This window comes from Adlercreutzia sp. CNCM I-6207 (assembly GCF_977072305.1).
This window is the reverse complement of record NZ_CDRVLZ010000001.1, coordinates 41,027-61,385: the sequence shown is the minus strand read 5'-3', so window position 1 is coordinate 61,385 and position 20,359 is coordinate 41,027. Positions and strand designations below refer to the sequence as shown.

Sequence of the window (20,359 nt, the reverse complement as noted above, 5' to 3'; positions counted from 1 at the left end):
GATGAGGGTTTAACTTGTCATTACCAACCCTCTGCCAACCTTACACCCTTAGTAAACGCCCCTTGCTACGCCTCCTTCGCCCCAGGTCAAGCGTGCGACCCGAAGCTTCTGCATCGGATACCTTCCTCGCGCATCGACGGTGTTTCATTTTCGGCGCCTTAACAGTTACAGCCGAGGTCACAATTCGTCGATGGCCCTAAAGTATCATCATTTTTGTTCACATGCAATAAAAAAGTTCCAATCGTTTAGGGATTCAATCAAATTTCACGAATGCACAAGATAGCGCTGCCATCCTCTTGAGTTCACTCAAGCTTAGAAGACGATCTCTTTTTAATTATTTCACCAGTTAAATTGCGTGTTTCCAAATTGGTTCATCTCTTATGCACTCTTATTGACATTATGATTCAACTTGTCAACTAGCAGAGCATGCATCATCTCAAAGCTCTTGCTTTCATCTTTTTCCAGTCCACAACTACAAATTTCGTAGTGCAGATGAACAATTTTACTTCATGACGTATACTGCATCTGAAAACCAGGCTGCCCTTCACGGGTCGGCCGGCCGCTCCGTCGCTCGCCTTCGGAAGGAGACGTACCATGGCAACTTACTGCCCTGCCGATCGAATCCTCGTTACCACTGCCTTGTTCACGGGTGCTTCCGACGAGCCCGCACCGGGGGCCGTGGCCATCGGGGGCGACCGCATTCTCTGGGCCGGGCCCCTCGAAACCATGCCCGAAGCTCTGCGCGGCGACGCTACTGAAGTCATCGATTACGGCGACGCCCTTATCATGCCGGGCTTTCACGACGCCCACCTTCATTACTTCCATTCCGCGCTGTACCTCTCCCCTCTGGCCGAGCGCTTCGTGGGCGAAAACGAGGCCGATGCCGTGGCGCGGCTGGCGCCTCTGGCTGCCCGGCGTCCTGCCGACTCATGGCTGCTTACCCAAGGCTGGCGCGACTACCTGTGGAATCCCGCCGGCATGCCGAGCCGCGCGTCACTGGATGCGGCCTACCCCACACGTCCCGTGGCCATGTACTCCGGGGACGCCCACACGCTGTGGCTGAACAGCTGCGCGCTGGAACGCCTGGGCATCACGGAGGAGAGCGAGCCGCCCGCCGGTGGCAGCTATGACAAAGATGCCGACGGGCGCCTTACGGGCATCGTGCGCGAGGCAGCGGCCATGGAGCTCATGCCGCGCATCGTGGCGGAGTTCTCGCGCGAGGAGCTGCTGGACGCCTACCGCTCCTTCGAGCGGTACTTGAACGAGCACGGCATCACGGGGGTGTGCGACGTGTCGCTCATGGCCATGCCCGGCCTCGATTTCGTGCGGGACGACCTGTTCGGCGCCTTGGAAGAGGCCGGCGAGCTCACCGTGCGCGTGTCCATGTTCCCCACGCTCTTGGAAGACCGCAGCCGTCTGGCCGCCCTGCAGGCTGCCCACACGGGGCCGCTCCTTTCGGCTCGGGGCTTCAAGCAGTTCTTCGATGGCGTTTCCAGCCAGCACACCGCCTGGGTTCACGACCCCTACACCAACGCTCGCTTCGAGGGCGACTGCGGGCGCCCCACCGTGGGCGCCGAAGTGATGGAGGCGCTCGTGGCCCCGGCCGCGGCCGAAGGGTCGCCCGTGCGCATCCACGCCATCGGCGACGAGGCCATCCACCGCTGCCTCGACATCTTCGAAGCGCACCCCGCCCCCGCCCCCGCCCATCACGCCATCGAGCATTTGGAGAACTTCCAACCCAACGACATCGCGCGACTTGCGCGGGCAGACATCATCGCCAGCGTGCAGCCCCGCCACATCACCCTGGATCCCGGCGGCCCGGAGCGCGATTTGGGGCCCGAGCGCGTCCCTTATATGTGGCCCTTCCGCACGCTTTTGGATTCCGGCGCCACCCTGGCCTTCGGCACCGACTCCCCCGTTACCGATATCGATCCCATCGACGCTGTCTACACCGCCGTCACCCGCCGCGACGCCGATACCCACGAGCCGCTTGGGGGCTGGCTGCCCGAGGAGCGCATCACTCTGGCCGAGGCCCTGCGCGCCTACACCGCCGGCAGCGCCGCCGCCGCCCAGCGCGCCGACGAACTGGGACAGCTGGCCCCGGGCATGTTCGCCGACATAACGGTACTCTCCCCCAACCCCTTCAAGCTGGCTCCCGACGACCTGCAGCAGGCAAAGGTACAAGCCACCTACGTCGCCGGCAAGAAGGCGTACGAGCGATAAGATCACGCCTCTTTAGGCTAAAATGCGCCGATTCCGTATTTTAGCCTAGGCCATCGCCCTCCAGGGCCTTCGAGAGCTGCCAGAGCTCTTCCATTTCCTCCATGGAGAGGTCTTCCACGCGACGGCCCTGGCCGGCGGCGGCGCCTTCCATGAAGGCCCAGCGGGTACGGAACTTGCCGCAGGTGGCGCGCAGGGCCTCCTCGGCCTGGACGCCCATCTTGCGGGCTACGTTCACGAGCGAGAACAGCACGTCGCCCATCTCCAGCTCCACCGCTGCCGCGGCCGCGGGATCGGCCGCGGCATCCACCTTGCCATTGGACGACTTCGGCGCGGCGGCGTAGGCGGCCTTAAGCTCGGCGACCTCCTCGTCCACCTTGGCCCACACGTCGTCCACCGTTTCCCACTCGAAACCGGCCGAGGCCGCCTTCCGCGAGATCTTCTGCGCCTGTTTCAGCGCCGGGAAGCTCTTCGGCACGCCGTCGAGCAGCCCCTGGGGCGCGTCGGCCGCAGCGTCGGCGGACTCCTTCTCGGCCATCTTTATCTGATCCCATACGTCCAGCACCTCGTTGGCGTCGCCTGCCACCACGTCACCGAACACATGGGGATGCCGGCGCACGATCTTCGCGTTCACGTCGCGGCACACGTCGTCGATGGTGAACTCGCCGGCATCCGCGGCAATCTGCGACTGCAGCACCACCTGAAGCAGCACGTCGCCGAGCTCTTCGCGCATGTGCGGCACGTCGTCGGCCTCGATGGCATCCACGGCCTCGTAGGCCTCTTCCACCATGTTGCCGGAGATGCTCTTGTGGGTCTGCTCCTTGTCCCAGGGGCACCCGTCCGGCGAACGCAGCGCCTCGATGGTGGCCACGAACTCGTTGAAGGCGGGGTGCTCGGTCGGCTGCACCTCGGCTACCAGCTTCTCAGTCACAGTATTGCTCCCTTCGATTGCAGGTTTCCGCAGCATTATAGCGCTCCTGCTTTCGCGCGCCCCTCCAACGTCTTCGAGCAGCGCCTTCCCTCCCCTTTTTCGCAGTTTCTCAAGAAGCTTGAGCAGCCGCATTCGAGCTATTTCGTCACCAAATCCCCATTTCGGAGCCTTAAAAGCGCACATTTTTCTGCAAAAACGCGACATTAGCGGGAAAAGGGGTGTACAACCTGCGGTTTTCTATTATGATCGTGTAGCTAAAAACGGAGAAACGCTGGTACCGAAGCCTTCTGGTACCAGCGTTCTTCGAGTGAAGGCCCTGTTAGAAGGGCACCGACTAGAGAAAGAGAAGTGATATGCCCGCACCTACCATGACCCCTGAGCAGCGCGCCGCCGCCCTCGAGAAGGCTCGCGTCGTTCGCGCCAAGCGCTCCGAGATCACCAACAAGCTCGCCATGGGTCTCACCACCCCGGCCGAGGTTCTCGATCAGATCGACGACCCGATCATCGGCCGCATGAAGGTCAAGGCTTTCGTGAACGCCCTGCCCGGCTTCGGCAAGGTGAAGACCGAGAAGCTCATGGAGGAACTGGGCATTCCGGCCGAGCGTCGTCTGCAGGGCCTCGGCTCCAACCAGATGGCCGCCCTGAAGGCCGCCCTTTCCTAAGTCTCAACCGAGGCAATCTTGCAAGCGCCCGCCTATAATAGACGGGCGCTTTTGTTTTGGAAGGAACCGGCATGCCCCTTATCTATGTAGACACATTGGAAGACCCACGGCTCGATGCGTTCGCGCGGCTGACCGAGGCTCAGCTGCGCAGCAAGCTGGAGCCGGAGCGGGCGCTGTTCATCGCCGAGTCGCAGAAGGTGATCGAGCGTGCCTTCGAAGGCGGTATGGAACCGATCTCGCTTCTCATGGAAGAGAAGTGGCTGCCCTCCATGGCGCCGCTTATCGAGCGAATGGAAAAGCGCACGAGCGAGCAGACCAGCGGCGAGGGGCTGCCGGTGTTCATGGCGCCCCATGACGAGCTCGAGCGGCTCACCGGCTTCGAGCTGACGCGCGGCGCCCTGGGGGCCTTCCGACGCCCCGCGCTTCCGCCCGTTGCCGACGTGCTGCGCGAGGCGCGCCTGGTAGCGGTGCTGGAGGACATCACGAACCACACGAACGTGGGGGCCATCTTCCGCAGCGCGGCCGCCCTCGGAGTAGACGCCGTACTCGTCAGCCCCGCCTGCTACGACCCGCTGTACCGCCGGGCCGTGCGCGTTTCCATGGGCACAGTCTTCCAAGTGCCGTGGACCCGCATCGGCGACGCAGACGTACCGAACCGCCCCGGCTGCGGCACCTGGAGCGATGAGGGCATCGCCGAGCTGCACGAGCACGGCTTCACCTGCGCCGCCATGGCGCTCTCCGACGACTCGATGACCCCCGACGAGCTGAACGCGCGCCTGACCGAGCGCGAGGCCGCCGGCGGCGCGCTCGCGAAGCTGGCGCTGCTGTTCGGCACCGAGGGCGAGGGGCTCTCCCCCGCCACCATTGCGCGGTGCGATTACACCGTGCGCATCCCCATGGCCCACGGCGTCGACTCCCTGAACGTGGCCGCTTCCAGCGCCGTGGCCTTCTACGCCTTCCGGCAGCTGAGCCAGCTAGGGAGGTAGGGCACAATGAGATCCTTCAATCCTCGTTCGGCGGCCCCCGTTCAAGACAACACAGGGAAAGCAAGCACCCCCATCGCCCAAAACGATTCGCAGTTGAACAGCGACCCCACCGACCAGAGCGCGACAAACAGGAAGATCGGCAAGGACAGCGCAAGTCTGCAAAAAGTGCCGCGAAGGGTCACCGTGGCTACCTGGGTCGTGCGCCTCTGTTTCGCCTTCGTGTTCGTCGTGAACGTGCAGTGCGCCCTGGGGTTCGCGCTCACACCTGAAGCCTACATGAGCGCCTACGAGCTCGCCGGCGTTCCGGGGCGCGTGGCCACCCAGGGCATCGGCATCGCCTTCCTCATGTGGAACTGCACCTACCCGCCGGTCATCTGGCAACCATGCCGCCATCGCGCCTTGGCCGGCGTCGTGCTGGCTCAGCAAATCGTGGGGCTAGTCGGCGAGTCGCTCATCCGCGCCACCCTGCCCGTCGGCCACGATCTCCTCGCCAGCAGCGTCGACCTGTTCATCACCTTCGACGGGGCGGCCCTGCTCCTGATGAGCGCCTCGTGGGGATTCTTGCTTCTGCTTGAAAGGCGCGTAAAACAATCTGCCCTCCGGCAAAAGACCGAAATTTCGAGTTGTTAGACATTCGGAAAGCGCCTTCGACCCATTTCCTTCGCCTTACCTGCCCAATGCCCGATAAAATCAACGTTATTCGCTAAAATGGAGCCTTGTTCGGATGGTGCGGCGCTAAGGTACTCCGCAAGCCGAACCCTCGACATCTAACAACTCGAAATTCTTGCTCCGAAACCGGGAAAGGATCGCGCGAAGGCGATCCTTTCCAAGAGAGAGGAGGGAGTCTCGAGTTGTTTCAGTTCAGCGGCGCCGAGCATCGACTTCGCTACTTCATCAGCTCGCTCACGGCCTGGGCGAAGGCGAGCGGGTTGTCGGGCATGACGCCTTCCACGAGGAGCGCCTGGTCGAACAGGATGCCGGCGTAGGTGCGCACCTTGTCGTCGTCGCCGGCCTCATGGGCCGCGCGCAGGGCTTCGAACACCGGGTGCTTGGCGTTCATCTCCAGCACGAGGTGCAAATCGGGCAGCCCCTCGGCACCGGGCTGGCTCTTCAGCACCTGCACCATGGCCAGCGACACACCGCCCTCGCTCGTGACCACAGCCGGCGCATCGGTAAGGCGGGTGGAAACAACCACGCGCTCCACCTTTTCGCCCAGCGCCTCGCGCATCACGTCGAAGAGCTCAGCGTTGCTCTCGGTGGCCTCCTCGGCCTCCTTCTTTTCTTCATCGGTGGTAAGTCCCAAGTCCTCGGAGCCCACGTTCTTGATGAAGTAGGGCTGCTTGTTCTCCTCGTCGCCATCCACCGCGTGCTCACCGTAGGTGCCCATGGCCATCATGCAGAACTCGTCCACGTCCTGGTCGCACAGCAGCACGTCGTAGCCCTTGGCCAAAACCGTGGTCACGAGCGGCATGGCGGCCAAACGCTCCAGCGAATCGCCCGCGGCGTAGAAGATGGAATCGGCGCCGGCGGGAGCCGCGGCCAGGTACTCGTCCAGGGTGATCATCTTCTGCTCCTTGGCGGAGTAGAACAGAAGCAGGTCGCCGAGCGTGTCCTTGGCCATCCCGTAGCTCTGGTAGATACCGAACTTCAGCGTGCGGCCGAACTGCTCGAAGAACTTCTCGTAGGCCTCGCGGTCATCGTCGCGCATATTGGCCAGGTCGGCCTTGATCTTCTTCTCGAGGCGGCGGGCGATGGCGCGCAATTGTCCGTTGTGCTGCAGCGTCTCGCGGGAGATGTTCAGCGTGAGGTCGGAGGAGTCAACCACACCGCGCACGAAGCCGAAGTAGTCGGGCAGAAGCTCCTCGCACTTGTCCATGATGAGCACGTTGGAGGAGTACAGGGCAAGCCCGCGCTTGTAGTCCTTCGAATACATATCCCACGGCGCGCGGCTCGGCACGAACATGAGGGCGTCGTAGTTGAGCGACCCTTCCGCGTGCACGGAAATAGTACGGGCCGGGTTTTCGAAGTCGTGGAAGTCGGTCTTGTAGAACTCGTCGTACTCCTCCTGGGAGACCTCGGACTTCTTGCGCTTCCAGATGGGGATCATGGAGTTGATGGTCTCCACCTCGGTGTAGCTCTCCCACGTCGGCGCGGCCGGTTCCTCGCCCTCAGCCGGCTCGGGCGCCTCAACCTTGCGACTCTTCGTCACTTCCATCTTGATGGGATAGCGCACGTAGTTGCTGTAGCGCTTGATGAGCTGGGTGAGCCCGTGCTCGCTGGCGAAGGTGCCGAAGGACTCGTCGGCGGTGTCGTCCTTCAGGTACACGATGACGTCGGTGCCGTGCTCGGCACGCTCGGCCGGCTTGATGTCGTAGCCGTCGATGCCGTCGGATTCCCAGGCCCAGGCCTCGTCGCTTCCGATGGCGCGGGAGACGACGCGCACCTTCTTGCCCACCATGAAGGCGGAGTAGAAGCCGACGCCGAACTGGCCGATGATGTCCACGTCGGTGAGGTCGTCGAGCCCCTTCGCCTCGCCGGGCTCGGAATCGGCAGCGGCCTCGGCCTGGGCGGCCTTGAACTCGAAGGAATCGGAATGGGCGATGGTGCCCAGGTTCTTGTCCAGCTCGTCTTTGGTCATGCCGATGCCGTTGTCGGACACGGTGACGGTGCGCTCGTCGGCGGAAAAGCCCACCGTGATGGCCAAGTCGTCGCGGCCCACGGCCACCTCGGGGTCGGTGAGGCTGCGGAAGTACAGCTTGTCCACGGCATCCGACGCGTTGGAGATGAGCTCGCGCAGGAAAATCTCGCGGTTGGTGTAGATGGAGTTAATCATGAGGTCGAGCAGCTTCTTGCTCTCTGTCTTGAACTTGCGCATAGGTTCTTGTCCTTCTTGCCTAGGGTCGGAAGACGCATAACCGCCTCAGTGTAGGTCGCGCGCCGGCGGTATCTCGCGGTGCGTTCGGTCTGTACGTCAGTCGTTGACCGGCGGCGACAAAAGCGTTAGCAGTCTCCCTTATCGAGTGCCAACACCACATTCTACGCAGAAGGAAACCTAAGTCAATACCTATCAAGTTTTCTTTAAGTTTGGACGAGGGAAGCCTCTCAAAATGAGGTTTCAATTTTGAGAGGAAAGACAAGGGAGCATCCTATCAAAATTGAAACCTCATTTTGATAGTGGCGTTCGCCTCCTACAAGCGCTTCGAGCAAACAGGGGAGATCGCCTTCCGCTCCCTGTGCAACATCGCTATCAGTTCCCCCTAAATCCGGGCCACCAAGTCCTCAGGCGATGGGAGCACGCTGGCGTAGGCCGCAGGCAGTTCATCGCCCAGACGGTACTCACTCACACCAATGGATGTGCCCCCAACCAGCTCTATTTTGCACACAGTGTGTGCAAAATAGCTTCGACAACTATAGCCCCCGTCCTAAAGCTGAACCTCGCCGTAGTCGAGGCTGTGCTCTTCGCGCATGATGTTAAGCCACGCATCCGGGGACACCGCCGGAACCGTTGATCGCGCGAATCCCTTGGCGTCGCGAGTGATGAGATAGTCGGCCCCCACCCTCTCGGCGGCAAGGGCAATCAGGCAATCCTCGAGGTCGTCCCAGCCGAGACGCGCCGCTCTCTCAAGGGAGGCGCCCGTAAGATCTACCGGCTCAATCACCGTGAGAGCTTTCAGAATCGCCGCCTGCAGCCGCGCCGAATCAACATAGCGGCTCAGGACGTAGAAGGCATCGACGACAGACTGGGAAGGAACCCACAGCCGAGCATCACCAAAGAACCCGGCGATGACTACTTTCTGAGCTGAGAGGAAAAACGGCTCCTTGCGGCCCAGGTAGTCGATGAGCACATTGGTATCAAGCAAGAGATTCATAGCGCCCTCGCTTTCCATCCCTCACAAGAGCGCGATAATCGCCATCGGGCGCCTCTCCCCTCCAATCGACATCGAGTGTCGAAGCGGCCAGAAAGGCATCTAACTCCTCCCGGCTCGGCCGAGAAGAAGGAGCAGTCGTCGGCAGCTCCCGTCTCTCAAGAAGATAGTCGAAAGCACTGTTGATAAGATCGGACGTGTTCGCCCCCAGAGAAGCCAGCACGCCCTTCGAGGCATCTTTCTTCGCCTGCGGAACCCGCGCACTCACAAGAACACTTTCTGCCATAACAACCTCCCATCGAATATGTTATACGTATAACATATTCGATGGGAGACGGTCAAGGGCAGAGGGGATCTAATCGCAAGCTCCCTAAGGCCCAGCATCTAGCGCTCGCGGTCGATGAGGTCGATGAGCTCCTGGCGAGAGTGGACGTCGGCTTTCACGTAGATATGGCGAATGTGGGACTTCGCCGTGTTGAAGGAGATGGTGAGGTTCTGGGCGATGTAGTCGATGGAGCGGCCGCGCACGAGAAGATCGAACACGTCGCGCTCCCGGGGCGAGAGCCCGTAGCGCTCGGCCACCGCATCGCAGCGCATCCGGTAGTGACCTGGCCGACGCTCTCCCAGCGCAACATCGCCCGGGCCGCTATCGGGAAGAGCAACGCCAGCCCCGCCGGCTCCTCTAGGCTCTACCGCATCATCTCCGTCGCCTTCGCCGCCATCCGCCGCGTCGCTGCAATTGTGAGCCGTCCCACATCCGACGGAGCCCACTCCTTCTGCAGACACCCCCTCGGCAGACGCCCCCAGTGTTGACAGGCCCTCAGCCGCCATTCCGGCCGCCCTACCCGACGGGCGCTCTTCCGGACGCAGCGCGTCGCCGATCAGGCGGTCGTTCAGCACCAGCATGGAGACTACCAAAAGCGCGAAGACCATGGCCACCGAGATAACCTCCAAGGACAAGCTGCCGTCGCCCTGGCTGCGCACGATTTCCAAACCCGCCAGCCAACCGAAGGTCGTCCCCAAAGCCGAGGCCCCGCGGCCCAAGCCGAACACCAATATCGGGGAAAGCCGCGACGAGTAGGCCACATAGGCCAGCAGACACCAGATCACCAGCACGAAGCAGTTGTAGGCCACCGTAATGAACTGGCTGCCGAAACCCGTTCCGCCCAGGAGGGGTGTCACGAGAATGCCGGCCGCCACGGCAATGATGATGGGATAGTACAGGCGGCTCACATCGAACTGGCGGCGCAGCAGCCCCACCACCACGAACAGCACCCCGGCCACTACCGCAGTGCTGAAGATGATGAGCGCGCCGTCGGCGTTCAGCGAGCTGATGGAGGAATGGGGCACGGAAAACCCGCGCGAGACGCCCACCACGACGGAGAAGACCGCCACGGCCACGAGCAGCCTCACGAAGAACCTCCGCAGGGGAACCGGGCCCTCGGGGCGTCCGCCCTCGCCCTCATCCGACCATTCGGGATTAGTCAGCGTGGAGACCACGGCCAGAACGGGAAGAAGGGCCGTGAACACCATGCCCACCGGATCAGGCAGCCCCACGGCCATGAAGTAGATCATGGCGGCGAACACGAAGGACGCCGCCGTGTACATGGCAGCCTCGCGCGCCGGCGCCTTCGAGTAGACGACGCCGAACCTCAGCACGATGACCGACGTGCCCGCGCCGGTCAGTGCAGCGCTCACGATAAGGTAGAGGTTCGCATCGGCGCCCAGGCTGGACGATGCGTAGGTGCCCACCGTGGCCGCGCCCACCACCACCGCCACCGCAATGAGGAGCAGGTTGCTGCCCACGAGCCGCCGCGTGAGAGGACGCACGAGCGAGAGCAGGACGAGGGCGACGCCCAGGACAAGCGTCGAGACCAGATAGGTGAGGGAAATGGTGTCAGGGGGCAAGTCGGAGGCGGCGGAGGGGAACACGAGCACGTTGCTGTTGTACGACACCCAGATCCACGCGTAGTAAAAGCCGAAGCCCACCAGCTTAAGGGCGGGCCACTGCTCCTCTATGGTCATGCCGAGGCGGGTCGGCGCCAACTCGCTGTTGGACGCGAACGCCTCCTGATTATCACCGAACCGCTTGAGCATGCGCTTCCCCCATAATCGGCGGCCCGCCGTCCCCAAGGCCGCACTGTCAACTGAAGAACGGGCGTCGCCGTCCCATTCGTTCCACGGCTCATATTGTATACCCTCGGCTATTGGCACAACATTCCCCCTGTTCGAATTCTCACGGCGGCTGAATCGGCTCCCTCCGCCCCTCTCCTAGCCCTCAGCGCCCACGGCATCCTCATCGGCCTCTTGCGCCGCCGAGGCGACGGGCAGCCCGGCCTTCTCCGTGCGTGCCAAGAGCGGGAAGCTGATGGCATGGGCCGGGCAGGCGTCCCTGCACTCGCCGCACTTGGTGCACTCCGCCAGGGAAACCGACGCTTCGGGATGATGCAGGTCAATCCCCTCGGGGCACACGTCGGCGCACCGCGAGCAGCTGGCGCCCGAGCAATGCAGGCAGGACTCGGCGGCCACCGTCGGACGGAACGTGCGGTTCAACCGCGCCATGAGGCCCAGCAGGGCGCCCAGGGGGCAGAAGCGGTGGCACCATTTTCGCAAGAGCACGATCTCCGCCACGAGGATGACGGGGAACACCACGAGCGACAGCGTCGCCTCGCTGAACTGGAGCAGGCGCCAAAGGGCGATGAAGGTGGCCACGGAAAGGCCCACGGGGCAGATGAGGCAGAACACCGGGAACCCGAAGGCGGCCGTGGTGAGCACCGTGGCCCCGAGCACCCAGTTGCGCGAGTCGTTGGCCCCGTCGCGCTCGGCCGGCGTCGGCTTGTCGGCCTTCCGCTCCTTGATGCCGAAGACCCGGCGCAGCAAGGGCACGGGACAGCCCCAAGCGCAGAAGGCACGACCCGCCAGGGCCACGAGAACCGCAACGATGACCAGGCCGATCAGCAGCGGCGGCACGATGGTGCGCGAGGCGATGGCAGCCTCAACGGCCCCCAACGGGCAGATGGCGGCGATGTCGCCAATGCCCCAGGCCGACGGCGTTCCCGTGCCCGTATGCACGGCGAGTCCCACGCCGACCAGGCCCAAAAGGCCGACGGCGGCTATAGTGCGCTTCGTCTTCAACTTCATGGGCCTACACCCCCATCTCGCTGCCGTCTTCCACCACCGTGCGCCCGAGCTGGCCGGCTGCCTCGGGAGGCACCACCACGATGCCCCGCCGCGTACCGCCGGCAAAGGTCCCGTACACGAGCGCCGTGCACTCGAACTCGCACTGGCCGCAGCCGTTGCACGCGTCGCCGTCCACCACCGGATGGCCGTCGACGAAGGCCAGCGCGTCGAAGGCGCAGGAGTCCTCGCAGACCGTGCAGCCCTGGAAATAGGACAGGCAGCGGTCCTTCTGCACCACCGCCACGCCCAGCTTCTCGGCCGTCTCGTCGAAGGATCTCAGCGCGCCGGTGGGGCACACCTCGATGCACTTGCCGCAAAAATCGCAGTAGCCCTTGTGGAAGTCGAGCACCGGCGTGCGCGCCCGCAGAAAGCCGTCGCCCACCGAGGCCACGGCCACTGCTCCCGTGGGGCAAGCGCTGCGGCAGCGATCGCACTTGAGGCAGGCGGCCGCAAGGGCGCGCTCGTCCTGGCCGCCCGGCGGACGCAACAGCTCGCCCTCCCCCGCAAAGGCCACGCCGGCCCCGCCCACGCCCGCGCCCACGGCGCAGACCGCTGCCAGGCCGACGAAGCTGCGGCGCGTCATGGCGGTCATGACGCCACCGCGCCTTCCGCGGCGGATGGAGTGCCCTCGCAGGCGCCATCCCAGGCCGGGCGAATCTCATCCACTGCGGCACCGAGGGAGAGCGCCGCGGCGACCTCGTCGAAGAAGGCCGCCTCCGATTCCACGTACCCGCGCGTCATCTGGGCGACGCCGCGGTAGAAATCGGTCTCGGCGAACTCGTCCACGGCCTCGCACAGAGCCGGCAGCCAGTTCTGCTGATGGTGCACGAAGAAGCTGCGGGCCAGCGACACCGCGTCCGCCAGCGACACCGCGTCATCCCCGTCAAGGGCCTCGTTCGCGCGGTCCGCGAGGACTGCGGCGAACTGCAGCTCGAAGCCGAGATGGTCTTCGGGGGTCGTGTTGTCGGCAGGCAGATCGAGGCCGCCCCGCCGGTAGTAGGTCACCGCGCCGTCGCGGGCATCCTGCATGAGGATGCGCTCCTCGCTCGTGAACACCGACTCGTAGGGCGGCGCCAGAATGCGGTCGTAGCTGCCGGCGCCGAGGAACACGCGCGCGTAGTCGACGGCCAGCTCCTGGCGGGTGCCGCCGTGGCGATGGCGAAGATACTCCTTGATGGCGCGCAGCCCCTCGTCGATGGCCGTGCCATCGCCGGCAATCTCGATATGGGCGAATGCCTCGATCTGCTCGTCGGTGAGCTCGTACAGGTACAAGCTGGCAAGGAATCGGCAGAAGGCGGCGCGCGTCTCATTGGCCTCGCGCATTTCCTGGATGGCAGCCCCGTCGAGGGCGATGCGGTTGGTCTGGTCCATAGGGCAACTCCTTGGGAAGGGCCGCCCGGCCGGGAGGGGAAGACCGGGCGGCGGGAACAGTGAGGCTAGATGCTCACACCGAACAGCGACATCAGCGCGATGGACGCGGTCCACATGAGCACGCGGTAGGCGACCGCCCCGATGAACGCGCCGACGACGGCCACGATGGCCAAAGACAGCGCGCCCTCGGTCTTCTTCATGCCGGCCACGCCGCAGGCCGCGGGCACAACGCCGCCGCAGACAACGACGCCGACCCAGAACAAGATCGCGGAGTCCCCGCCCACGATGCCGGCCAGAAGGCCGTAGGCCAGGGAGGTCACCAACGCCGCGGCCGCGCCGACGAGCGTCTCGGTGGCCGCGAAGGACAGGGCAGCGCCCTCTTCCCTACGGGCGGCGCACAGGAGGTACCACAGGGCCGTGCCCGCAGCGAGCGCCGTGCCCAGGTAGCCCAAGGGCAGCGCAACAGTGTTCCAGGCCAGCTGCGAGGACATCATGTAGGAGGAACCGCACGCATAACTGAAGACGGCGGCCATGGCCACGGCGACGACACCGAGGCCCTTGAGCACCCCTTCGGAGGCGCCGCGCCGATACAGCACGAGGAACGCGACGGCAACCACGACGTCGATGCCGAGGAGCACGGCCTCCAGGAAAATGCCCGGAGCCGGGTGCGCCAGCACGGCCATGATGCGATCGACGTGGGACAGATGGGTCGCCGAGGCGATGCCGCCCACGATGATGAGGACGATGCCCGTGACGACCGCCGGCACAACCGTTTTCTTGGCCAGGCCCTTAAAGGCGTCGAGGCCGGCGCAGGCGACAAGCCACGCCCCCGCCCCCGACAGGGCGGTGAACAGAACGAGGGACCATTGAATTTCCATGGGTGCTCCTTACTCGGCCACCGGGTAGGCAGCCGTATGCGGATGATCGGCCGGCGCGATGCGATCCTGCCATTGGCCGATCATGCTCGTCATGATGTAACGGGTCGCAGGGTGGTTGCCCACGTCCTGCAGGGTGTGGATGTCGCCTTCGGAATACTTGGCCAGCTCCTTGGAGGCGTCGGAGTCAGGGTCGTCCAAATCGCCATAGAAGCGGGCGCCGGCCGCGCAGCTCTTCACGCAGGCAGGCAGCTTGTCCTGGGAGGTGAGATGCCCGCACAGCGTGCACTTCTCGGCGCACTTCTCAGCCGCGTTCCACGAGCGCACGCCGTAGGGGCAGGCCATCATGCAGTACTTGCAGCCGATGCACTTCTCCTTGTCCACCAACACGACGTTGTTCCCGTCGCGGTAGCTGGCGCCCGTGGGGCACACCGACACGCACGGGGCGTTCTCGCACTGCTGGCACATGGTCGGCAGCGCGTAGCGGGTCATGTCGGGATACTCCCCCACCGGGCCCACGGTGAACACCTTCGACCAGCGCTCGCCCAAGGCGACGCCATTCTCCATCTTGCATGCCACCTCGCACCCGAAGCATCCGGTGCAGCGGTCCAGGTTCACAACAATGCAATTACGCGCCATAGTCAAACACATCCTCGGTCTTGTCGCTGGGAGCGGGCATCCAGGGCTGGAACTGCTCGGGTTCGATCCACACGCTCTTCAGGATCTCGTCGTCGCTCGGACTTACCTTCACCTGGAAGCCGCGCAGGGTGTAGGTGCCGTACTCGGGGTTGTAGGGCGGGTCGTTCTTGGTGAGCACGTTGATGTTCATCACCTTGTAGGCCTGGGCCGGGTCGTCGGAATCCAGCAGCTCGGGAGCCCAGAAGCGCTCCTGGTACACGACGCCCTTGGCGATGGCGGTGGTGACGCGGGCCTTGCCGTGGGTCTTGCCGCGGCGGCTCTCGATGTTCACCCACTGGCCGTCGGCGATGCCGTACTTCTCGGCGTCCTCGGGGTGGATCCACATCTCCGGCACCGGGTAGATCTCGCGCAGATAGGGAATGTTGCGCAGGGTGCCGTGGTGGTACATGGGCAGTCGGCCCTCGGTGAGCACGAGCGGGTACTCGGTGTCGGTCAGGGGCGACTCGGCCGGCTCCACGTAGTAGCACAGAGGCTCGTAGTCGGCGCTGGCCGGCGGCAGCACGAGCGGCGCCTCCTCGGCGCACTGGGACCACGGGGCACCGGTGCGGCCCAAGATGATGTTGGACTCGCAGTACACTTCCAGCTTCTTCGACGGCGTGCCGAAGCCCTTGGGCTTGCCGGGATTCTCCTCGTCGTCGGCGAGGTAGGTCTGGTAGGTGCGGTACTCCTCGGGCGTGGCCCACTCGATGACGCCCTTCTCGCAGGCCTCGTCCCAGGTCATATCCAGCTTGTTCAGATGCTGCAGCTGCTTTTCGTACTCGTTCTTGTAGAACGGCGTGGTCATGCAGGCCACCTCGTCGAAGGCCTTGGGGCAGTGGGTGTTGCCGAGCTCCGCGCACTTCTGCACGATCTGGGTCCAGATGATGCCCTCTTCCACGGTCTCGAACAAGTGCGTGACCGCCTGGCGCATGACGATGGTGTTCAGCTGCGGAATGGTGAGGTTCGTCTCCAGCCACTCGGTGGTGGGCAGAAGCAGGTCGGCGCAGAGCACCGAGAACGCCGTCGGGTACATGAAGCACTGCACGATGTAGTCGAGGTTCGGCACGATCTCATCGAGGCAGGAGGAGTTGCCGAGCACCACGTGCTTGTTGCCGGAGCGCTCGATCCATATGTGGATCTGGTAGGGGTCGCCGTCCTTCATGGCCTTGAACACCGAGGGGATGTGCGCCATGTCCCAGCACAAGATGCCCTTGTGCTCGATGGTGCCGCAGCGCTTCATGACCTTCTCCTTGGAGAGCAGGCGGGGCGTGTTGCCCAGCTGGTCCTTGCAGGGGGCCGGCGCGAACTTCTGCAGCATGGTGCCGGGCTTCTCCACATTGCCCATGAGGAACTCGAGGTTCAGCGCGCCCAGGGCACACTGCTGGGACTGCACATACTGGTCGATGCACACGCCCTGCATGATGCCGGACTGGCCATTCGGGTCGGTGTAGATCTCAAGGGCGCGCTCGATCTGCTCGGGATCGAGCCAGCAGACCTCGGCGCCCTTCTCAAGCGTCCACTCCTCGCAGGACTCCTTCAGAAGCTGGCCGCCCGTGGCGCACTGCATGCCGTTGACCTCGTAGGTGCCGAACAGCGCCGGGGAGAGTCCCTCGTTCATGGGGAACTCCACGACCACCGGGGCGTTCTTCTCGGGATCCCATACCACGTAGTCGGCATCGGTGCCGGGCAGGCCCGCCTCGGTCGCCTTCAGCGTGAGGCGCGTCTCGGGGTTGATGAGGTAGGGCATGTTCGTCCAGGTGCGGCAGAATTCCGCATCGTACTTCTCGTTCTCGAGGATCCAGCGGGTCCAGGTGAGCAAGAGGGCCGCATCGGTGCCGGGGCGGATGGGCAGCCACACCTCGGCCTTGGCGGCGTCCAGGGTGTAGCGGGGGTCGATGACCACGGTGCGCAGGCCCTCCGGGCGATTGCGCAGCTCGGCCAGGGCGCGGCCGCCGGTGGCCACCGAGGAGTTGGACGGGTCGGTGCCCCAGAGCACGAGCGAGGTCACCGGGCTGTCGGTGTAGTAGTAGTCCCAGCCGTTGGAGTCGGAGAACGACAGGTTGTTGGGCTTGCCGGCGCCGTAGGCCAGAAGCGAGGCGCCCATGCGGGGCAGGTAGCACTGCGAGCAGCCCGGCTCCCACACGTTGGGGGTGTTGATGGCCTCGCCGAAGCGCTTCACGTTCGAGAAGTGCGGGTTTCCGCCGCCGCCCGTGGAAACGGAGATGGCCTCGGAGCCGTACTTGTCGGACACTTCGTTGATCTTGGTCGCGACCTCGGTGAGCGCCTCCTCCCACGAGATGCGCTCCCACTGGTTGCTTCCGCGCTCGCCCACGCGGCGCATGGGGTACTTGTTGCGGTTCGGGTGATAGAGCGCCTGGATGCCGGCGAGGCCCTTGGCGCACACGCCGCCCTGGGACATGGGGCTTTCCGGATTCCCCTCGATCTTCACGACGCGGCCGTCCCGCACATGGGCCAGCACCGCGCAGCTGGCGATGCACGCGCGGCAGGACGTCTTGATGATCTTCACGTCCGACGCCTCGTCGGCATGGGCCGGATCAACTGCCGTGAGGCTGTCGGCCGCACTGATGCCCAGTGCCGTCACCGCTCCCATGGCCGCCGTGGATTTCAGGAATCCGCGACGCGTCATAGTGGCTCGACTCATAAGCCTTCTCCTTCTTTCCTCTTGATTGGCTTGCATGTCCCTGGAACAGGTGGCGTGGCGGCGCTAGGCCAGCAGTGCGCGCATGCGCTGGCCCGCTTCCGTCGTGCGCCAGGCACCGTCCCATGAGATACCGTCTACGGTCTCCAGCTTGGAGATGAAATAGCCGGGATAGATCCGCTTGGGGAAGCTCAGGGCCGGATGTCCCGCCAGGGCCTCCTCTATGGCGGCCTTGGAGGCCCCCGTCTCGCAGAGGGCGAGCACGCGCCCGTAGGCATCGCCGTAGCCGTCGGGCTCGGCGGCCAGAAGCTCGCTGAAACGCTTGGCGGGCTCGAACTCATCCAGGGCCGCGCGGCCCGCTTCAGTGGTATGCAGCAGATAGTCCACGGGCTGATCGGGAAGTTCGGCGACGGGGGAATCAGCCACCGCGACGTCCGCGCCGCCATCGGCGTCCGCGGCATCGGCACCGCCGGCGCTCCCGGCGCCATCGGAGGGCAGGCTGCCGGCATGGGCGCCTTGCTCTTCAGGCACCTCGATGGCCTCCACCGCCCCGCACTTCAACAGCATGGCGTAGAGCGCATGGGGCGTCTGCGTAGTGAGGGCCATGGCCCGCGACCCCGCAAGCGCGTCTTCCGCCTCGCGGAAGGGCCTCTCCTCCAAGGTCTCGCGCAGGCAGCCGAGCAACGCCAGGGTGTTCGCGCGATTGGCCAGAAGGGCCTTGCGCACCGCTTCGTAGTTCTCCATCGTCTCTCCTCGCTCTCTTCGGCGATGGGAGCACTCTACCGAGAAGGGGCGCGGGGCCGAAACGTCCGCAATTGATGAAAAACCCGGGGCTCGTTGGTGAAATGGCTCCAAGAAGGGCCATCACCCATGGTTGGTGATGGCCCTATGAGATGCCCGTTCAGACGGGAAATTGTGGGTGAGGTTATCGCCGGGGACCTATTTCTCCAAAAGGTCGATGGCCTCTACCAGCGAGCGCATGATGTTGCGGCGGGAGAGGGCGCCGACAAGCTTGCCGTCCTGCACCACCGGCACCTTCTTGATGCGCTTGGCGGCGAACAGGGCGCACACCTCGTCTACCGGCGTCGTGGCCTCCACGGAGATCACGCGGCGCGTCGCCACGGCCATGACGTTGAGGCCCATGAGCTCGCGCAGGCGCGTGGCGGCGTCCTCGTCGTCGATGTAGCGGTAGCCATTCAGCAGCGTGGAATCGACGAGCGCGATCTCGGTCTTGCCGAGGTAGCTCGCCACGTCGCCGTCGGACACGAAGCCCACCAAGTCGCCAGTGCCGTTCACCACGGGAAGCCCGCTCGTCTGGTTGGCGTCCATAAGGCGGATGACCTCGGCCATGGTAGCGGTGTCGGCCGCGCACACCGGCTCGCGGTTCATCACGTCGGCTGCCGTGTAGGTGCGCTCAGCATCCCATGACTCACCCAGGGTGCCGTCCACGGTCACGCCGTCGAAACCGGCCGCGTAGTCCACGGGCTCCGCACCGCGCTCGGCCGCCGTCACGGCCGCAGCGCCGGGCATCTTCGCCTTGTCGCGCACAAAGAACAGAATGACGAGCGCCGCTACGCCCATCAAAATGAAGGTGGTCATGAAGGCCATGTGATCGCCGAGGTAGGCCTGCTCGAGCGGGGCGGCGTCGGGAGCCACGGAAGGCGCCAGCGCCGAGATGGACACCAGCACCGCCGTGCCAAGGGAGGCCGCCACCTGGTTCAACGTATTTGACACACCCTGAGCGTGCTGGATGACGCTGTTGTCGAGCGAGTTCACGCCCCAGGTGTTCAGCGGCGTCATAGTGAACTGCAGGCCCACCACGAGCACCGTATAGGTGATCGTCAGGTTGATGAAGCTGCTGTCGATGCCCAGCCGCGCCAAGCCCGACGCCCCCAGCACCGCCACGATAACGCCAGGAATCACCACGCGGCGCACGCCGAAACGGTCGAACAGACGCCCCGACACAAGACCCATGAACGCGCCGATAAGCGCGCCCGGCAGCATGGCCACGCCCGACATAGTTGCGGAGAATCCAAGCACGCCCTGAATGTAGAGCGGCGTGATGACGCCCGTGCCCATAAGCGCCGCCTGCACGATGACGATAATGACGACCGCTGTGGCGTACTTGCGCGTACGCAGAATGCCCACCTGCAGCATAGGCTCGGGCAATGTCAGCTGGCGCCGCACGTACAGGGCGCACAGCACCAACCCCGCCGCGATGAGCCCCGCAGTGACCGCCATGTTATCGGAGGAGGCGAAGGTAGACAGCCCATACAGCACGCAGACGAGCCCTACCGTGGACAGAACCACCGAAAGCTTGTCAAAGGGGGCGCGCGCGAAGTTGCCGTAGTTTCTCAGCACCACCACAGCCAGCACGATCACCACTACCGACAGCACGGTCACGATAGCGAACAGCGCCCGCCAGCCCACCGAATCCACCAAAAGGCCCGCCACCGAAGGGCCCACGGCCGGAGCAAAGCCAATGATGAGCCCGATGACGCCCATGGCCGTGCCGCGCTTCTCGCGGGGGAACACGAGCAGAATCACCGTGAACACCATGGGCATGGACATGCCGGTGCAGGCGGCCTGCAGCACGCGACCGAGCAGCAGCACCCAGAAGTTCGGCGCCACAGCTGCCGCCAAGCTGCCCGCCGTGAACAGCGCGAAAGCCGAGATGAACAGCTGGCGCGTGGAGAAGCGCCCGATAAGATAAGCCGAAAGCGGAATGACGACCGCTTCCACCAGCGAATAGCCGCTCGTCAGCCACTGCACCGTGGTGGCGTCCACTTGCAAGTCGCCCATGATGGCCGGCAGTGCCGGCGACAACAACGTCTGGTTCAGCACGGCCAAAAGCACGCCCACCAGAAGCACGCCCACCATCACCAGTTCTTTTCTTCCAACACCCAATGCCATGCCGCATCTACCTCGCTC

General features: G+C 64.4%; 17 protein-coding genes. 4 read left to right on the top strand and 13 right to left on the bottom strand.

Annotated elements, in window-relative coordinates:
- Positions 1–594: 594 nt before the first annotated feature.
- A complete protein-coding gene (locus tag ACW4QM_RS00255) occupies positions 595–2,223 on the top strand; it encodes an amidohydrolase (protein ID WP_455798081.1) in 1,629 nt (542 codons plus the stop codon).
- Between the two features lie 40 nt (positions 2,224–2,263).
- Here the strand turns inward: ACW4QM_RS00255 and mazG are convergent, their stop codons facing one another.
- Entirely contained in the window at positions 2,264–3,151 is an 888-nt protein-coding gene (gene mazG, locus ACW4QM_RS00250; protein ID WP_443613278.1) for a nucleoside triphosphate pyrophosphohydrolase, read from the bottom strand.
- A gap of 353 nt (positions 3,152–3,504) precedes the next feature.
- Between mazG and mihF the strand changes: the two genes are divergently transcribed.
- The 3 genes from mihF to ACW4QM_RS00235 all read left to right on the top strand — a co-directional run bounded on the left by mihF (position 3,505) and on the right by ACW4QM_RS00235 (position 5,429).
- Positions 3,505–3,813 carry an integration host factor, actinobacterial type gene (mihF, locus tag ACW4QM_RS00245; RefSeq protein ID WP_022739229.1) on the top strand — a complete coding sequence of 103 codons (309 nt, stop codon included), beginning with the start codon at positions 3,505–3,507 and terminating at the stop codon, positions 3,811–3,813.
- Between the two features lie 71 nt (positions 3,814–3,884).
- On the top strand, positions 3,885–4,799 hold the full coding sequence (locus ACW4QM_RS00240) for a TrmH family RNA methyltransferase (protein ID WP_455798080.1): 915 nt from the start codon (positions 3,885–3,887) through the stop codon (positions 4,797–4,799).
- 183 nt (positions 4,800–4,982) lie between these two features.
- Positions 4,983–5,429 (top strand): hypothetical protein, encoded by a 447-nt coding sequence (locus tag ACW4QM_RS00235; RefSeq protein ID WP_302223591.1) that lies wholly within the window; start codon positions 4,983–4,985, stop codon positions 5,427–5,429.
- Positions 5,430–5,685: 256 nt separating this feature from the next.
- Here the strand turns inward: ACW4QM_RS00235 and htpG are convergent, their stop codons facing one another.
- The 12 genes from htpG to ACW4QM_RS00175 form a co-directional block, all read right to left on the bottom strand.
- The gene (htpG, locus tag ACW4QM_RS00230; protein WP_302012164.1) at positions 5,686–7,674 is read right to left on the bottom strand and encodes a molecular chaperone HtpG; all 1,989 of its coding nucleotides are present in this window, start codon (positions 7,672–7,674) and stop codon (positions 5,686–5,688) included.
- 547 nt (positions 7,675–8,221) lie between these two features.
- The gene (locus tag ACW4QM_RS00225) at positions 8,222–8,668 is read right to left on the bottom strand and encodes a type II toxin-antitoxin system VapC family toxin (protein WP_418994568.1); all 447 of its coding nucleotides are present in this window, start codon (positions 8,666–8,668) and stop codon (positions 8,222–8,224) included.
- The gene (locus ACW4QM_RS00220) at positions 8,652–8,951 is read right to left on the bottom strand and encodes a hypothetical protein (protein ID WP_144079455.1); all 300 of its coding nucleotides are present in this window, start codon (positions 8,949–8,951) and stop codon (positions 8,652–8,654) included. The genes ACW4QM_RS00225 and ACW4QM_RS00220 overlap by 17 nt, the downstream gene beginning before the upstream one ends.
- A gap of 98 nt (positions 8,952–9,049) precedes the next feature.
- Positions 9,050–10,762: a helix-turn-helix transcriptional regulator gene (locus tag ACW4QM_RS00215; protein WP_455798079.1), complete on the bottom strand. Its 1,713-nt coding sequence runs from the start codon at positions 10,760–10,762 to the stop codon at positions 9,050–9,052.
- Between the two features lie 174 nt (positions 10,763–10,936).
- Positions 10,937–11,806, bottom strand: a complete 870-nt coding sequence (locus ACW4QM_RS00210; RefSeq protein WP_022739216.1) for a 4Fe-4S binding protein — start codon at positions 11,804–11,806, stop codon at positions 10,937–10,939.
- A gap of 4 nt (positions 11,807–11,810) precedes the next feature.
- Complete coding sequence (locus ACW4QM_RS00205; RefSeq protein ID WP_022739212.1) at positions 11,811–12,437, bottom strand: 4Fe-4S dicluster domain-containing protein; 627 nt, start codon at positions 12,435–12,437, stop codon at positions 11,811–11,813.
- A complete protein-coding gene (locus tag ACW4QM_RS00200) occupies positions 12,434–13,216 on the bottom strand; it encodes a TorD/DmsD family molecular chaperone (RefSeq protein ID WP_114548969.1) in 783 nt (260 codons plus the stop codon). The genes ACW4QM_RS00205 and ACW4QM_RS00200 overlap by 4 nt, the downstream gene beginning before the upstream one ends.
- 65 nt (positions 13,217–13,281) lie before the next feature.
- The gene (locus ACW4QM_RS00195) at positions 13,282–14,094 is read right to left on the bottom strand and encodes a DmsC/YnfH family molybdoenzyme membrane anchor subunit (protein ID WP_022739206.1); all 813 of its coding nucleotides are present in this window, start codon (positions 14,092–14,094) and stop codon (positions 13,282–13,284) included.
- Between the two features lie 9 nt (positions 14,095–14,103).
- On the bottom strand, positions 14,104–14,730 hold the full coding sequence (locus ACW4QM_RS00190; RefSeq protein WP_022739203.1) for a 4Fe-4S dicluster domain-containing protein: 627 nt from the start codon (positions 14,728–14,730) through the stop codon (positions 14,104–14,106).
- Positions 14,720–17,431 (bottom strand): molybdopterin-dependent oxidoreductase, encoded by a 2,712-nt coding sequence (locus ACW4QM_RS00185; protein WP_455798078.1) that lies wholly within the window; start codon positions 17,429–17,431, stop codon positions 14,720–14,722. Before ACW4QM_RS00185 ends, ACW4QM_RS00190 begins: the two co-directional genes overlap by 11 nt.
- A 63-nt stretch (positions 17,432–17,494) precedes the next feature.
- Entirely contained in the window at positions 17,495–18,172 is a 678-nt protein-coding gene (locus ACW4QM_RS00180; protein WP_455798077.1) for a hypothetical protein, read from the bottom strand.
- Positions 18,173–18,367: 195 nt separating this feature from the next.
- Complete coding sequence (locus ACW4QM_RS00175) at positions 18,368–20,341, bottom strand: MDR family MFS transporter (RefSeq protein ID WP_455798076.1); 1,974 nt, start codon at positions 20,339–20,341, stop codon at positions 18,368–18,370.
- Between the last annotated feature and the right edge of the window lie 18 nt (positions 20,342–20,359).

Bases quoted from the DNA above. Each gene is read 5' to 3' on its own strand.
- ACW4QM_RS00195 (WP_022739206.1), bottom strand. From the start codon at position 14,094: ATGGAAATTCAATGGTCCCTCGTTCTGTTCACCGCCCTGTCGGGGGCG.
- ACW4QM_RS00185 (WP_455798078.1), bottom strand. From the start codon at position 17,431: ATGAGTCGAGCCACTATGACGCGTCGCGGATTCCTGAAATCCACGGCG.
- ACW4QM_RS00225 (WP_418994568.1), bottom strand. From the start codon at position 8,668: ATGAATCTCTTGCTTGATACCAATGTGCTCATCGACTACCTGGGCCGC.
- ACW4QM_RS00200 (WP_114548969.1), bottom strand. From the start codon at position 13,216: ATGGACCAGACCAACCGCATCGCCCTCGACGGGGCTGCCATCCAGGAA.
- ACW4QM_RS00205 (WP_022739212.1), bottom strand. From the start codon at position 12,437: ATGACCGCCATGACGCGCCGCAGCTTCGTCGGCCTGGCAGCGGTCTGC.
- ACW4QM_RS00220 (WP_144079455.1), bottom strand. From the start codon at position 8,951: ATGGCAGAAAGTGTTCTTGTGAGTGCGCGGGTTCCGCAGGCGAAGAAA.
- htpG (WP_302012164.1), bottom strand. From the start codon at position 7,674: ATGCGCAAGTTCAAGACAGAGAGCAAGAAGCTGCTCGACCTCATGATT.
- ACW4QM_RS00210 (WP_022739216.1), bottom strand. From the start codon at position 11,806: ATGAAGTTGAAGACGAAGCGCACTATAGCCGCCGTCGGCCTTTTGGGC.
- ACW4QM_RS00255 (WP_455798081.1), top strand. From the start codon at position 595: ATGGCAACTTACTGCCCTGCCGATCGAATCCTCGTTACCACTGCCTTG.
- mihF (WP_022739229.1), top strand. From the start codon at position 3,505: ATGCCCGCACCTACCATGACCCCTGAGCAGCGCGCCGCCGCCCTCGAG.
- ACW4QM_RS00180 (WP_455798077.1), bottom strand. From the start codon at position 18,172: ATGGAGAACTACGAAGCGGTGCGCAAGGCCCTTCTGGCCAATCGCGCG.
- ACW4QM_RS00240 (WP_455798080.1), top strand. From the start codon at position 3,885: ATGCCCCTTATCTATGTAGACACATTGGAAGACCCACGGCTCGATGCG.
- ACW4QM_RS00215 (WP_455798079.1), bottom strand. From the start codon at position 10,762: ATGCTCAAGCGGTTCGGTGATAATCAGGAGGCGTTCGCGTCCAACAGC.
- ACW4QM_RS00190 (WP_022739203.1), bottom strand. From the start codon at position 14,730: ATGGCGCGTAATTGCATTGTTGTGAACCTGGACCGCTGCACCGGATGC.
- ACW4QM_RS00175 (WP_455798076.1), bottom strand. From the start codon at position 20,341: ATGGCATTGGGTGTTGGAAGAAAAGAACTGGTGATGGTGGGCGTGCTT.